The following is a 15,375-nucleotide window of genomic DNA, read 5'->3' on the forward strand; positions in this document are numbered from 1 at the left end:
GGTTTATTTCGTTAAGACCATACATGCACGGGAATTGTGATAAGGACATTTCCACATCCCCAATTTATCCTCCTGCACATAAGGTTGATTAATATCATTTACTCTGAAGAACCATTCACCATTTTCGTGATCAATAATATTTTCCCGGGTGAACTTCCAGATATCCAAAATCGCGTCTCTAAATTTCTTTTCTCCAGAAATTTTTAAAGCATAATCAAGCCCAACCAGAGCTTCGGCTTGTGGCCACCAGTGGCGATCGGTATCAATTTCCCCGGAATCCAGATCCTTTTCGTTGACAACTCCTTTCCCGGAGACATACCCTTCCTTTAAAAAAGTTTCTGCTACAGGCACAGCAATCCCTTCTGCCCTGTAAATTAATTCCTTGTTTCCTGATGTCTTTGCGGCTTCGATCATGAGCCAGATGGCTTCGATGTCGTGCCCATAAGAAACAATATTTCCTTCCCGGTTCCACCTATTATCAAAAAATAGCTGAAAATGCTGATTTTTAGATTCATAAAACTTCTCAAGAAAAAGTTCGATCAGATTATCAAGGGCTTCTTTTACAGCATCAGCTTTTATGATCTTGTAGAGCGTAGTGTAAGCCTCCAGCACATGCAAATGGGTATTCATGGTTTTGGCCGAATTCTTATCCTTTTCACTCAGCCGCATGTCTTCAATTGGAGACCAATCCTCCTGAAAAGCTTCCAGATAACCATTGAATTCTCTCTCCCTTGCGTATTTTTCGACCATTCCAAAAAGCTCTAACGCCCATTCCTTAGCATCTTTATCTTCGGAAAGAATATAATATTCCGAAAGTGCATAAATGGCAAAAGCCTGGGCATAGATCTGCTTTCTTCTATTAATAGGATTTCCTCCAGCATCCAATTCCCAAAACACGCCACCAAAAATGTCATCCTGAAATGCCTTTTTTAGATACCCGTAAGCACGGTCGGCCAGGGATCTCAGCACAGCTGATTTTTCGGTTTTATGATTAGCAACGGCAGAAAATGTCCATAGAATTCGGGTATTGAGAATTATCCCTTTTGGAGCGCCCTGTATTTCTTTATTGTAATGATCCCTTTGCCCAACAAAACCGCCATTTTTTTCATCCACACTAAAATTTATCCAGTATTCCAGGATATTTTCCAGTTCTTCTGAAAGTTCGGTTTTTAATTGTGCTACGGAATTTGTCATTACCTTACTTCTTTATTCCTGTTTACAAGAGCTACGATCGCGTTTACCGAAGCTCGTGATGTAAGACCATCTTCCGGGGTATTCTTTACATAATCCACCAACTTATCTATTGAAGAAACTGCAACATGGCAGCGTGTGTCTGATGATGCGTAATAGATGAAAATTTTTCCATCGTTGTCTTTGATCCACCCATTTCCGAACAGTACATTCGGCACATCCCCAACTGTCTCGTCATAATTTGGAGCCATAAAGTAACCCGCAGGCTGGTGAATTACTTTAGAAATATCATTGAGATCGGTCATGAAAAGGTAAAGGGTATATCTCAAACCTCCGGCTGTGTTTCTAACACCGTGGGCAAGATGTAGCCAACCCTCTTCAGTTTTTATCGGTGCAGGTCCCAAACCATTTTTCAATTCATAAACCGTATGATAGACCTTGTGGTTGATGATCTTCTCGTTTTCCAAAGCTGGATTAGACATGTCTGAAATATACCCCAGACCAATACCGCCACCTTTTCCAACTTCAATAAATCCATCCTGCGGGCGGGTGTACAAAGCGTATTTCCCATTGACAAATTCCGGATGCATGACGACATTTCTTTGTTGACCTGAAGTTGAAATTAAATCGGGAAGTCTTTCCCAATTTACAAGATCTTTAGTTCTAACAATTCCCGCATTCGCAACTGCTGCGCTGGTATCGGGGTTACTTTTATCTTTACGCTCTGTACAAAAAACTCCGTAGATCCAGCCGTCTTCATGCTGGGTTAGCCTCATGTCGTATACATTGGTATCGGGTTCTCCAGTTTGTGGTAGCTCAACAGGTTTGTCCCAGAATTCAAAATTGTCAACGCCATTAGAGCTTTCGGTCAGCGCAAAAAATGACTTTCTATCATTCCCTTCTACCCTGACGCACAAAACATATTTTCCATTCCACTTTATGGCTCCCGGATTAAAAGTGGCATTAACACCGATTCTTTCTAATCCTAACGGATTAGTTTCAGCATTAAAGTCATACCTCCAGTGAAGGGGTGCATGGGCTGCTGTGACAACAGGATTTTGATAACGATGGACAATTCCGTTGGATTGCTCCAAAGGTTTATTCGGGATTTGAATAAACTCTTTATGCTCTTTTATCAGCTTTTCGTATTGAGGTATTTTACTCATTAACTTCTTTTTGCTTTATTTTTTGTAAGAATTATACTGAATGTTATTTAATGTTTACACCGGATTCTTTTTTGATATGATCCCACCAATTCTTTTTAAGGATCACCACACATATTATAAGAACGACCAATGAAACTATCATGGAAATATTGTCATGTAAAATGAGATACAGCGGGATTATCACCAAAAGCGTCTGCGCAATCACACCAATGAAAACGTTGAACATATCCCTTGAAAAATTTGAATTTTTAGTAAATCCGGGATCCTGTTCTTTGACCTTGTTCAGTACAGGTTTCCAAAATCCCCAGGGACGGGTTTTTTTATAAAAATCGGTAAGGATTTTTTCATTCGTAGGTGGAGCAGAATACGTTCCTATAATACTTCCAATCAACGATATCACCAGAATAGCCGGGAAATAATAAAGATCAAGAGTATCTGTAACCAGCGGAAAAATCATTGCCGGAATAATCCCGGAAACCATTCCCCAGAAGTAGCCTTCTCCGTTAAATCGCCACCAGTACCATTTGAGGGTGTTGGAAATGACATAGCTACCGTAGAGCGCCGAAACGATCCATTGTAGAATGGAGTTTACGTCGAGCACGAAGAAGCCCAGAATAATACTTACAAGTACCACCAGCATTCCGCTTCCGTAGTTCATGTTTTTCACCTTGGTTGGAGAGGCATCGGGATTTCGCTTGAGGTAAATATCGTTCACGATATATGCCTGTGCGGCATTCAAAGTTCCTGCAAAAGTGGACATAAAAGCCGCTAAAAGTCCTGCCAATAGCAAACCAAGTAATCCCACCGGCACAAACTGACTAATAGCTGCCGGTAAAATTTTCTCAAAATCCAGGATTCCGGCTGTTTCAAGATTTAGATCATTGTAAAAAATAATTGCTAAAACAGAGAAACCACCTACCATCAAATATCTTGTAGGCATCAAAGCTACAATAGCAAACCCGCTCATCTTGGCAGCTTCCAAAGGGGACTTTGTAGAAAGGATCTTCTGCATATCATAATTTGGTGCAGGCCCGGCAATACTGGAGAGTATTCCTTTGAAAACCATGAGCATAAAAAAGAGGCCGAACAGGGAATATTGATCCTGAGCAATCTTCACGTTTACTTCATCAATAATTCCGGTCCAGTCAATGTCCAGATTCCAACCAAAAAGAGGATCCATCCAACCCTCCGGCACATTCATAGTGCTCTCTCCCATCGCTTGCCAGGCGATAACTGCAATAGCAATTGAAGAAACGGTCATGATGGAATACTGTAGAAGATCTGTCCACACAATACCCGACATACCTCCCAAGATGGAATAAAATACAGCAAACAAAGTAAAAACAATTCCGTAGAAATGGGGAATATAGAGCGCCGGAACATCGAAAGGAATATATGCGGAAACCACTTCCCACGGAATGAAAATTTCCACAAATTTCCCGAGACCAATAAAGCCATAGGCTAGAAAACCTAAACAGCTTAAAATGGCAAAAATGACAATAATACTATGGGAACGGTTCCCACCTTTCCCTCTTCCGAAGCGAAAATGAATCCATTCTGCACCTGTTGTGACTTGGGAGCGGCGAAGCCAGGTGGCGAGGAATACCATTAAAAACACCTGGTTAAAAACCGGCCAGAGCCAGGGAATCCAAATACTTTTAAGACCATATACAAAGGTCAAAGTCACCAGCCACATGGTGCCGGAAATATCGAACATTCCGGAAGCATTAGAAAGTCCGAGCATATACCAGGGCAGGTCCTTGCCTCCTAATAGATAATCATCCTTACTTTTCTGCGCTTTCTTTCTAAGTGCAAGACCAATGAGAATGGTGCCAACCAGATAAGCTAAGATTATTGCAATGTCTAAACCTTGTAACATAGGGGACTATCTTTTGTTAATTGGTGATCTCTTCTACTTCATCCAGGAACAGAATTTCTTCCAGTTCTGCAAATTCTTTAAAATCCTCTTCAGAAATTTCTCCGGGATAGGTAGCAAAATAATGTGATGGACGCGCATTTCTCCATAACAAAACCCATGCAGCCCCGGAATCTTTTATACCCGGATATAACGTTTGCGTCCACCAATATGGATCTTCACCAAAATTGTTATTTCCGGTTTCTGTTAGTGCAAAAGGTTTATCGGCTAAAAGTGCCTTTTGACCCACGATTTCTAAATTACTTTTTACATCTCTTGTGAAAGACTCATTTCCGCTGTGGTTGTAGATGTCCACTCCAAGAATGTCCACGTATTCGTCGCCGGGATAATATTTATCGAACTCTTCTACACTATTTACAGTATTAGGAGAGTATGCGTATAATAAACTGTGTACATTATTTTGTCTTAAGAGCTGAAAGGTTTCTTTCCAAAGTTGTTTATAATTTTCGGGAGAAATATTGTCTCCTCCCCACCAAAACCACGAACCATTCATTTCATGATATGGCCGGAAGACTACAGGAATCACATTCCCCTCATCATCTTTTAAAGAATTAAAAAACAGGGAAAGCCTTTTTATCCAGAGTTCATATTTCTCCCGTTGCTCCCCACCCTCTAAAATTGAAGTAGCCGCCGGGGTTTTATCCCAGGAACTGCCATCTGTAACTGGATTTTCGAGATGCCAGCTTATAGTGATGATCGCTCCTTTGTCATGCAACTGCTGAATGTGATCTCTCATTAAATTAAAAGAAACGGTATCCAGGTTATGTTCTCTTTCAAGCTCAATGTGGCCCACATCATAACCATGCACCGCAGGAAATGACCCTGTAACTTCTTTTATATCGCTTCGAAGTCTGGAGGGATCGTCTGTATGCTTCCAGCCAATTCCATAAGCCGTGGCATCCTCATGACCAAATGCAATGCCTTTTTCTGATATTTTATGTATGTTATAATACAGCATTTTGGCAGAATTGGTTGCCTCTGCATCTGATACATCGATAGCGTTAAAATCAACTCCTGAAAAGGATTTACAACCCATTAATTGAATAAGAATTGAAAAAATAATGAGCCTGGAAACAAAATACTTGAAGTCTAATGTGAATTTCATGCTTCTAATTGACAATATATTTTATATTAAAAAAATCTTAGCTTATATTTAACTGCCCAAATTTGCAAATTCAAAAACTTTGCGCGAATAAATTATGACTTTCAAATTTACTCTGCCCGTGGGGATTTAATTAATATGATTTTGTCATTTAATAATGAAATTTTTTCCTGAACCAAAATAGGACCCAAAATGACTCCTGAAGTGCACCGGGAAATAACCCCTCTTTCCCCTGAAGACAGTTTTCTGGTATTTGACAGGGTAAAAGATGATTTTGACTTTCCCATACATTTTCATCCGGAATATGAACTCAATTTCATTCTGAATGGAAAAGCAGTGAGAAGAGTAATAGGTGACAGCATGGAAGAGATTGAAGATATTGAGCTGGTACTCGTTGGACCTAATCTTCAGCACGGGTGGGAACTTCATAACTGCAGGAATAAAAACATCCATGAGATTACAATACAGTTTCATAATGACCTTTTTGACGAAAAACTATTAAGTCGAAGAATTATGAAACCTATTAAAGATATGTTTGAACGTTCTGCTCATGGAATCCTTTTTTCAGAAAAAATTACAAAAGAGGTTAAACCAAAGATCCTAAGGCTTTCAAAAATTGACAGTATTGATTACTTTCTTGAACTCATATCCATTCTTCAGGACCTTGCAACTTCAAGAAACCAGCGTTTACTTTCTTCATATACTTCTAATAATAAGGATTTTGAAAACAGTGACAAGATCAAGATCATATATGAATACGTTCAGGAAAATTACCAAAACAAGATCTCATTAAATACAATCTCGGGATTGGTAAATATGAGCCCCGTATCCTTTAATCGTTTTATCAAAAAAAGAACAGGTAAAACCCTAATTGAGTATGTCAATGACACTCGTATCGGCTATGCGTCCCGATGGTTAATTGAAAAAGATCTTAGTATTGCAGAAATTGCCTTTAAATGTGGCTTTAATAATATCGCTAATTTTAACAGGGTATTCAAAAAGAGCAAAAATTGCACTCCTTCCCAATATCGCGAAGAGTTTAGCGGAATTAAAAGAGTTCTCTAATACAATTTTTATATTTCGAACGAACCTCCTCAAAATCACAATTTATCTTTTATTCAATGGATGCGGGGAAATGGATCAACTATAAGGAGCGCCACCAACTTTCCCGGGCCAACCAGTCTACTCCATAAAATAAATGAGGATGAAAAGTTCCCACTTTAGGAAATGGACAAAACTAACCTGAAGCAAGAAGGAATTAATTTATAAATCCATTTTCTGAAATCTTTCACAAAGGAAACTTCGCAGGTATTACGTGTAATTTCCAGGGTAATAATTCTCAGTATAGCCATATTTTTTTTATAAATAGGGAAAAAATATCATCATTAAATGATAAAATAATATTAACAACAACTTAACAAGTGCTTTAAATTTGAGATAAAAGAATTCTTCTAATTCTAATGATTTTGCTCATATCTTGTTAGAAGACTTTCTGATAGTTTTACCCAGTTAACCAATTTTATTAATAATACAATCTTATGTACAAAAATCCAATCGAGGGCGAAAACGTTTTCTATCGCTATGGCAAAATCCTCCTCATATTTATTTTTTGCACGGCTACTGCTATTGCACAGGCACAAGGTACAGTGAGTGGTACTGTAACCGACAGTAACGGAATTCCTTTATTGGGAGTAAACGTAATTGAACAAGGTACTACTAATGGTACCACAACAGATTTTGATGGTAAATTTGAACTTGAGATAGAAGGAAACACTGCCATTGTTTTTAGCTATGTAGGTTTCGTTACTCAGGAAGTATCGGTAAGACCGGGACAACAATTAAGTATAGTTCTTTCAGAAGATGCAGAAGCCCTCGAGGAAGTGGTGGTTATAGGGTACGGTACACAATTAGAGGAAAACATTACCGGCTCTGTATCACGAATAAGTTCTGAGGAGCTGGAGAATGTACCTCAAGTAAGTGTGGACCAGCTTATGCAGGGCCGAGCTGCCGGTGTTGCCGTGACCAAAAACTCTGGACAACCTGGAGCAGCTGTTTCAGTAAGAATCCGTGGGGTAAACTCAATTACCGGCTCCAGCGAACCCCTGTACATCATAGACGGTGTACCTACGGGAGGTGAGGCCGGCCCCGAAGGCCTTAGTCCTCTGGCCGCACTTAACCCTAATGACATTGAATCAATCAACATCCTTAAAGATGCTTCTGCCACTGCCATTTATGGATCAAGAGGTTCTAACGGGGTGGTTTTGATCACTACCAAGAAAGGTAAATTGGGGGAAAGTAAATTAATTTATAACGGCTATCTGGCAGTTCAAAGACCTACAAACAAGATGGAGGTTATGAATTTACAGCAGTACGCTACTCACCAAAACAATATTGGCGCCATCTACTCCCTTGATCCCCAAATTGAATTCCTCAACCCCAGTCTTTTAGGTTCTGGAACGGACTGGCAAGCACAGGTATTTGATGATGCCTTGCTTGAAAACCACCAGTTGGCGTTTTCTGGTGCAAAAGAGGGCGTTAACTATTTCCTCTCTACATCTTATACAGATCAGGAAGGAACTGTAATTGGTTCAGGATTTGACCGTCTGACTGTAAGAGCAAACGTTAATGCAGATATTAAAGACTGGATTACTACAGGAATTAATATGTCTGCCAGCCGAACCAACGATAGGATTACCTTGAACAATGCCAGTAATGGTATCATCTCTTTGTCACTTTTAAATAATCCTGCGACGCCGGTGTATAATCCCGACGGAACTTTTGCGGGCCCTGTAACTCCCGATGAGATAGCTTACGGGCTTAGAAACCCTATTGCTGAAGCTTTGAGCATTCAGAATACCGTTGAGAGAAACAGAGTTTTTGGAAACATGTTTATCGAATTTAACCTACCTCAAAATTTCAGTTTTAGAACAGAAATTGGTGGGGATATTGGCAACAACCTCAGAGACCGTTTCCAGCCAACCTATTACTATGGGGAAATCCAAAGTGGACAAAACGAACTTAATACGGTAAGAGAAAACAGCACTTTCTGGATATTGAAAAACCTTTTGACCTACAACAACTCTTTTGCAGAGGTTCATGATCTTACTGTTCTTTTGGGACAGGAGGTCCAGGAATCCAGCTGGCAGGGAATCACTGCGTTTGACGCTGATTTTGTCAATAACAACCTTCCTGTTTTGGGTCAGGGGAATGCTGATGATTTAGTCGATCAATATATAGGCAGCTCTGCCCTCGAATCTTATTTTGGTCGAGCTATATATTCTTATGATAGCAGATACAACCTTACAGTATCTTTAAGGGCAGATGGTTCTTCAAAGTTTGCAGCAGGAAATAAATGGGGATATTTTCCTTCGGTGTCCGCATCATGGAGACTCTCGAACGAATCTTTCATGGAAGATTTTGATGGCCTGCGGGACATAAAGATCTATGGAGGATATGGGGAAGTAGGAAACCAGAATATCCCTAACTTCGCTTACGGCACAAGGTTAACTCCCATAAACACCGGACTAGGAACAGGATTTGAATACGCAAACTATAAGAATGAAGACCTTACATGGGAATCTTCAACCCAAACCAACATAGGGATTGATTTTGGTGTTTTCAACCATCGTTTAAATGCCACCATTGAACTCTATAATAAAGTTTCAAAAGATTTCTTATTCCAATATGCAGGTACAGATTTCGTTACCGGAGGTGCATCCCCCGGAGCCATTGAAGCACCCTGGATCAACATGGGAGAGATGGTGAACAGGGGTGTTGATATTGCAATATCATACAACACTCTTGGCGATTCTGATTTCAACTGGTCCTCAACCCTTACCTTTTCCCATTACAAAAATGAAGTGACTGAACTGTGGGAAGGTCTTCCTATCAATGAATCACTTTACATAAGTGATTCAAACATGAACGTCACCCGTACTGAAGTGGGAGAGCCTGTCGGGATGTTCTACGGATATAAGGTAGAAGGTCTTTTTAGAACCCTGGAGGATTTAGAAGATGCACCTATTCAATTCGGAAGACCAGTTGGAGATGCCCTTTTTGGAACTACCTGGCTCGGGGACATCAAATACGTGGACGTGAATGGAGACGGCGTGGTAGACAGCAATGACAGGACGTTTATTGGAAACCCCCACCCTGATTTCACCTTTGGCTTCCAAAATAATTTTACCTATAAAAACTTTGATCTTGCGGTTTTCCTCCAGGGATCTTACGGAAATGATATTTTTAACGGAGTAAAACGCACTTTAACTGCTGGAAGTAGTTATTACGTAAACCAGGATCCAATTGTACTTGATTACTGGTCTGTGGCAAACCCGGACGGACAACAGCCACGATTGGTGAGAGGTAGTGAGGCCAATCCAAACATTATAATGTCAAGCCGTTATATAGATGATGGTTCATATCTTAGGGTTCAAAACGTTAGTTTAGGATACACTTTGGATTCAGAAATAGGCGAAAGGATTGGGATTGACCGGTTGAAGGTCTACGGAAGTATCCAAAACCTTTACACTTTTACAAATTACTCCGGATATGACCCTGAAGTAGGAACTTTTAATCAGAACACATTATTGATGGGTGTTGATAACGGGCGTTATCCTTCCCCCAGAACCTTTACACTGGGACTGAATGTCGAATTATAAAAAAAATATGATGAAGAAATTAATTGAATCCAAAAAAGTACTCTTACTGGCAGTACTTTCCGCTGTGCTCTTCTTTCCCTCTTGTAGCGAGGATTTTTTAGAGAGACCACCGGAAGACTCGTACAACGTAGATAAGTTTTATCAAACTCCGGCTGAAGTGCAGGCTGCAACGAACCACCTCTATTCCAGACCGTGGTATGCCTTTGTTAGCAATGTTTCCTGGGGAATAGGTGAATTGGCTTCGGGTAATGCCCGGACCTGGGATGCGCGAAACTCTGAATTTCAAACTTTTGCGATTACTGGTGAACACGGAACACTTACTCAGGCATGGGAAAGTCTTTACGCTGTAATAGCCCAGTCAAATTCAGTAATAAACACTTTACCTGAAAAGGTAAGTCCCGAAGTTCCTGAAGCAGTTGTGAACAACGCTATTGCTGAAGCAAGAATGATCAGGGCAACTGCTTATTTTTATCTGGTGCGTATTTTTGGATCTGTACCGTTAATAGCAGATAACACCGAGATTGTTCTGGAGCCTGTAGTGCCGCGACACCTTGTGGAAGATATCTATGAATTTATCGAAAGGGATCTGAGGTTTGCTGTTGAAAATCTTTATGTGCGAAATGAAAATCCAAATTATGAGATAGGAAGAGTTTCCAGTAATTCGGCAAAAGCAATGTTGGCCAAAGTACACCTGTATCAGGAAAATTGGTCAATGGCCTACCAACTGGCTAATGAAGTAATAAACTCCGGGGCCTTTAATCTAATGGAAGATTATTATGATCTTTTCCTCCTTGAGAACGATAATAATCCGGAATCAGTATTCGCTTTACAATGGGCTGGTTCAGGAGTTTACTCTGAAGGGAATTCAATTCAATCCTTCTACGGTTCCTCAGGAATTACAGGTTTTGCTGATGGGTGGTCTGCATTAGGACCATCAATAACTTTACAACAACTATATGAAGAAGATGATGCTCGCTTCTACGCCACCATTATGGAACCCGGAGCTGTTTACCCGGACTTAAATGGAGGGTTTACAGTACCTGAGAATATTAATTTCCAGGGGACCAATGTGGGAATCAAAAAGTATGTGGTTGGAAATGTGGGTGGAGGAATGATGAGCTATCCCAACAACACGTATATTATGAGATATGCCGAAGTCCTCCTAATAAAAGCTGAAGCTGCCATTATGGGCGGAGGACCTATTGATCAAGGTTTACAGGCACTTAATAAAGTAAGGCTAAGGGCCGACCTGGAACCTCTCCAGTCCTACACCTGGGATGATGTTTTCCGGGAAAGGAGACTTGAGCTAGCTCTCGAAGGGGAATTCTGGTACGATGTTGTGAGACAGGGACCTGATTTTGCTATTGCATTTTTGGCAGAGCAGGAAAAAGGAACTTTTGACAATAGTGTCACCCCTCCAACTGTTGCTTCAGAAACATTCACTCCTACCCTGGATGATCTGTTGTTCCCTTACCCAAGTAATGAAACGCAAAACAATCCGGCACTTTTGGAAGCACCGGTTCCTTACGATTTTGGTGATGAAAACTAATTTTTAAGTATAAAATGAAAACCATGAAATTTAGTAGAAAAACAAAATTTCCGTTCTTGTTCCTGATATTATCAGTCTTTACTTTCACTTCTTGTGAAAGTGAGTTTGATGTTGAAGAGATAGAAGGCGGAGACCAACCACCTGTGATTGAAAGCGTAAGCGAAGCCCGGGAAGATATTCCCGTAACTCAGGGAGTGCTGGAAAACACCTATATTATTAGGGGTGAAAATTTCTCCACCTTAACCGCAATTTACTTTAATGGTGTAAGAGCGAGCTTTAACCCTGCTTTGACTACCGATGATCTTACCTTTACTACGATTCCCGAAGAGGCACCGTATGTGGGACAGGATAATCAACTAAGGTTGGTAAATCTTGCAGGGGAAACAACCTATGATTTCTCACTTTTGACGATCGAGGATTTCACGGAGGCAACAACAGATGAAGGTGTAAAAACTGTAACGCTGTTGGGAGGAGACTTTTCTGAGACCAGCAAAGTAACTTTCGTTTCTGGCACTGCAGAAGAAGGCAACCTTGTAGAACGTGAGGCAGAAATTCTTTCAATGTCTGAAACTCAGGTTACAGTAGAAGTGCCGGATGGGGTAGAACAGGCCTACATTTACGTGGAAACAGCCGGAGGTGCAGTGGCACAGTCAGATTCCTATGGATTTAGTTACTCTATTTACATCGATACTTTGAATCCCGAATGGACAATGAGCCAATGGGGAGGAACTTATGATTTGGAGAACACCGACCCTGCACTTGGCCAGTATTCCATAGAAAGTGTAAGGGAAGGATGGTCAGGATTGACATTTAATCCTGTGACCCCTATTTCCTATAATGCTTATACTGCTATAACTGTTTCACTATATGGCACTGTTCCCGGACAGTTAGTAAATATTGCCCTCAACGATTTCGATTCGTTCGTACAGGTAGATCTGGTTCCCGGACAATGGACTAAATATGTAATTCCTCTTAGGGACTGGTACCCAACTGGTGGGGCACCAACTACTATCACCAGGATGGATTTCCAGGAAGCTACTAATACAGGAGCTGCACAGTATATCTTTTATGTAGATGATTTTGGATTCCTTTAATGGGTAAAAAAAATCATGATGTAAATCCACATTTTTGACACAAAAAGTTTCGGCTTACAATAGTTTAAAATGTGGACTGCATCTGAGAATTAAATAAAAACACACAGATGAAAATAAATAGAATTTATTACTTGTTAATGCTCGTTTTCTGCGTGGGTCTCAGCTCTTGCGAAAAGGAGGAGGAACTGTATCCGCAACTAGGGGACGATCCGCGAAATCTTACTGAAGTAATTGAATCGACTCTTGAACTAAGTACATTTTCTGAAGCCATGGTACAGGTCGATTTGGATTCGATACTAAGGAATTCCACCACCTACACAGTATTCGCACCCAACAATACAGCTTTTGATGGAATAGATGTTTCAGCCTATTCAGAAGCCGAATTTGAGAACCTGCTACTAAACCATGTGATCAATACTACTACCGCCGATTTTACTCCAAACCTGGCAACAGGTTATGTCCCCACAATGGCTAGCGGCCCGGATGGAGAATTTCTTGATGCTTTTATCAACACCTCGGGCACAGTGATAGTAAACGGGACCGCCTCTTTTGTAGAAGGCTCTTTTGATATTGGTACGACCAACGGGGTATTGCATATAGTGGACGGGGTGCTGGCACCTCCTACCATTGTCCATCACACGCAGATAAACCCAGATTTTTCCATGCTGGCTGAAGCTATTGAATTGGCAGGATTAGCTGAAGCTCTTTCAGTTACGAACCCTGAAAATGAGAACTTTCCATTTACTGTGTTCGCACCTAACAATACTGCTTTTGAAGCATTTATGATGCAAATGAATGGTGCTTTTGGCTATGAAACTTTGGCCGATATTCCCGTCGAAACCTTACAGGAAATTTTGATGTACCATGTGATAGCAGGAGAGAACACCCTGGCTGCTTTAGTTCCCGGATCGGAATTTACTGCCATGGATGGTAATACATTCTTTGTAGATGGAAATTCAGTTATTTCTGATGCCAGCTATAGTACTGGAAATGTAGTCCTTACCGATGTACAAGCGATAAATGGGGTGATTCACGGAATCGACAAGGTTTTATTGCCTGAATCCGTTTTTCAAAACGTTTTGGGGGCAACTTTAAATTTAAAAGCTCGTGCTGAAGACCGGGGTTATACTTCTTTCCTTGCTGCTGTAGAAAAAGTAGGGATAGGTAGCACCCTTGAAACCGAGGAATTAACACTTTTTGCACCTAATAATGAGGCTTTTGTTGCGCTCTTTGCAGTTATTGAAAATTTTGCAAGTCTTGATGATTTTAATACAGAGGAAGAATTGGCAACTCTTGAAGCCTTGTTAAAATATCACTTACACGAAGGTGTTTTAATGTCAAGCCAATTAACAGATGGTGGCACTATATCAACTCTTCAGGGGGATGAAATCACTGCCGATTTATCTGGTGAAGATGCAAGGTTAAGACCGACTTATGCCGATGCAATCCCTTCAGGAATTGTTGATGCTAATATAGGGGCAACAAACGGTATAATTCACGAGATCAACAGGGTCCTCGTTCCAAATGAACTGGTAAGTGTTCTTGGCTTCCCCACAGATGAAGGAGGAGTTTGCCCTGTGGGCAATCCGGAGCTTGTTTTCTTTGACTGGGATGCAAAGGGGCCCTGGTGGGGTTCTGTAGTAGCAGAGAATGATCCTGCACTTAGCCTTGATGGCAGCAGCTATGGTAGGGCTAATTTCCAAACCGGTGGAACTGGCTGGGTTGATCTTTTCTGGAGAAATGATGCTTCAACCCTTTATGGGGCTCAAATAGTTGGAGATGATCTTGAAGGTTACTCCCTGAAGTTTGACATCAACACAATCGAACCGATTACAGACGGGATGTTCAGAATAAGGTTCCGTGATGCAGATGGCGTAGATGCTTTCTATAACTGGCAGCCATGGAACGACACCGGGCAACCTTTCAGCACTGATGGATGGGAAACCATCGAGATCCCTCTTTCTGTATTGGGTGTACCCGATTTTAGCCTCGTAGATGCCGAATTTGGAATGGCGTTCGAAGGTGCAGATACGATGTTGAACTTTGCCATTGACAATGTACGTTTTGATACCCCTGGAGGTTGTGCAGGACCCGATCCTGTAGAAAACGCCGATGCCGTATTTTTCGACTGGGATGCAAATGGTCCCTGGTGGGGCCAGGTTGTTGCCGAAAATGATCCAAGCATCACCCTTGACGGTAGTAGCTATGGAAGAGCAAACTTCCAAACCGGCGGTACCGGATGGGTAGATCTTTTCTGGAGAAATGACGCCTCCACTTTTCACGGTGCAGACATGGTTGGATCAAATATTGACGATTATGTCCTGAAATTTGACATAGCCACGTTTGAACCAATTACCGACGGCGTTTTCAGAATAAGATTCCGTGATGCCGATGGTGTAGATGCTTTTTACAACTGGGCCCCGTGGGAAGAAACCGGGGAACCTTTCTCTACAGATGGGCAATGGGTAACCGTAACCATTCCTTTGTCATTAATCGGGCAACCCGACTACAGCCTGGTTGATGCAGAATTCGGTATGGCCTTCGAAGGCGCCGACGTGTTACTGAATTTTGCCATAGATAACGTGCGATTTGAAGAAAAATAAACAATATTGATTAGCCTATAAATATTCCCTGCCGTTTTAATTTTCGACAGGGAATATTTTTTTCAAACCTGAATTA

The 15,375-nt window shown here is 41.1% G+C and carries 9 protein-coding genes; 5 read left to right on the forward strand and 4 right to left on the reverse strand.

Annotated features, from left to right (window positions below; all coding sequences use genetic code 11):
* Positions 1 to 3: 3 nt before the first annotated feature.
* Genes H148_RS0104970 through H148_RS17255 form a run of 4 tightly spaced genes read right to left on the reverse strand, consistent with a single transcriptional unit; the run spans position 4 to position 5,398 of the window.
* Positions 4 to 1,194 carry an AGE family epimerase/isomerase gene (locus H148_RS0104970; protein ID WP_029033819.1) on the reverse strand — a complete coding sequence of 397 codons (1,191 nt, stop codon included), beginning with the start codon at positions 1,192 to 1,194 and terminating at the stop codon, positions 4 to 6.
* Positions 1,194 to 2,357 (reverse strand): glycoside hydrolase family 130 protein, encoded by a 1,164-nt coding sequence (locus H148_RS0104975; protein WP_037324616.1) that lies wholly within the window; start codon positions 2,355 to 2,357, stop codon positions 1,194 to 1,196. The genes H148_RS0104970 and H148_RS0104975 overlap by 1 nt, the downstream gene beginning before the upstream one ends.
* A gap of 43 nt (positions 2,358 to 2,400) precedes the next feature.
* On the reverse strand, positions 2,401 to 4,236 hold the full coding sequence (locus tag H148_RS0104980) for a sodium:solute symporter family protein (protein WP_029033821.1): 1,836 nt from the start codon (positions 4,234 to 4,236) through the stop codon (positions 2,401 to 2,403).
* Positions 4,237 to 4,252: 16 nt separating this feature from the next.
* Positions 4,253 to 5,398 carry a glycoside hydrolase family 26 protein gene (locus H148_RS17255; RefSeq protein ID WP_051286187.1) on the reverse strand — a complete coding sequence of 382 codons (1,146 nt, stop codon included), beginning with the start codon at positions 5,396 to 5,398 and terminating at the stop codon, positions 4,253 to 4,255.
* Positions 5,399 to 5,587: 189 nt separating this feature from the next.
* Between H148_RS17255 and H148_RS0104990 the strand changes: the two genes are divergently transcribed.
* From H148_RS0104990 to H148_RS0105010, 5 genes are all read left to right on the forward strand, one after another.
* The gene (locus tag H148_RS0104990) at positions 5,588 to 6,460 is read left to right on the forward strand and encodes an AraC family transcriptional regulator (protein ID WP_029033822.1); all 873 of its coding nucleotides are present in this window, start codon (positions 5,588 to 5,590) and stop codon (positions 6,458 to 6,460) included.
* A gap of 473 nt (positions 6,461 to 6,933) precedes the next feature.
* Positions 6,934 to 10,053, forward strand: coding sequence for a SusC/RagA family TonB-linked outer membrane protein (locus H148_RS0104995; protein ID WP_051286188.1), 3,120 nt, complete (start codon positions 6,934 to 6,936; stop codon positions 10,051 to 10,053).
* Positions 10,054 to 10,060: 7 nt separating this feature from the next.
* Positions 10,061 to 11,602 (forward strand): RagB/SusD family nutrient uptake outer membrane protein, encoded by a 1,542-nt coding sequence (locus H148_RS0105000; RefSeq protein WP_169578543.1) that lies wholly within the window; start codon positions 10,061 to 10,063, stop codon positions 11,600 to 11,602.
* A gap of 23 nt (positions 11,603 to 11,625) precedes the next feature.
* Positions 11,626 to 12,696: a hypothetical protein gene (locus H148_RS0105005; protein ID WP_156877202.1), complete on the forward strand. Its 1,071-nt coding sequence runs from the start codon at positions 11,626 to 11,628 to the stop codon at positions 12,694 to 12,696.
* 107 nt (positions 12,697 to 12,803) lie between these two features.
* A complete protein-coding gene (locus H148_RS0105010) occupies positions 12,804 to 15,299 on the forward strand; it encodes a glycan-binding surface protein (RefSeq protein ID WP_083961573.1) in 2,496 nt (831 codons plus the stop codon).
* Positions 15,300 to 15,375 lie beyond the last annotated feature (76 nt).

The sequence above is a fragment of the Salinimicrobium terrae DSM 17865 genome, assembly GCF_000424665.1.
Taxonomy (GTDB): domain Bacteria; phylum Bacteroidota; class Bacteroidia; order Flavobacteriales; family Flavobacteriaceae; genus Salinimicrobium; species Salinimicrobium terrae.

What these genes read in the sequence shown, in the direction of transcription:
- H148_RS0104975 (WP_037324616.1), bottom strand. Translation starts at nt 2,357, where the DNA reads ATGAGTAAAATACCTCAATACGAAAAGCTGATAAAAGAGCATAAAGAG.
- H148_RS0104970 (WP_029033819.1), bottom strand. Translation starts at nt 1,194, where the DNA reads ATGACAAATTCCGTAGCACAATTAAAAACCGAACTTTCAGAAGAACTG.
- H148_RS0104990 (WP_029033822.1), top strand. Translation starts at nt 5,588, where the DNA reads ATGACTCCTGAAGTGCACCGGGAAATAACCCCTCTTTCCCCTGAAGAC.
- H148_RS0105000 (WP_169578543.1), top strand. Translation starts at nt 10,061, where the DNA reads ATGATGAAGAAATTAATTGAATCCAAAAAAGTACTCTTACTGGCAGTA.
- H148_RS0105010 (WP_083961573.1), top strand. Translation starts at nt 12,804, where the DNA reads ATGAAAATAAATAGAATTTATTACTTGTTAATGCTCGTTTTCTGCGTG.
- H148_RS0104995 (WP_051286188.1), top strand. Translation starts at nt 6,934, where the DNA reads ATGTACAAAAATCCAATCGAGGGCGAAAACGTTTTCTATCGCTATGGC.
- H148_RS0104980 (WP_029033821.1), bottom strand. Translation starts at nt 4,236, where the DNA reads ATGTTACAAGGTTTAGACATTGCAATAATCTTAGCTTATCTGGTTGGC.
- H148_RS0105005 (WP_156877202.1), top strand. Translation starts at nt 11,626, where the DNA reads ATGAAATTTAGTAGAAAAACAAAATTTCCGTTCTTGTTCCTGATATTA.
- H148_RS17255 (WP_051286187.1), bottom strand. Translation starts at nt 5,398, where the DNA reads ATGAAATTCACATTAGACTTCAAGTATTTTGTTTCCAGGCTCATTATT.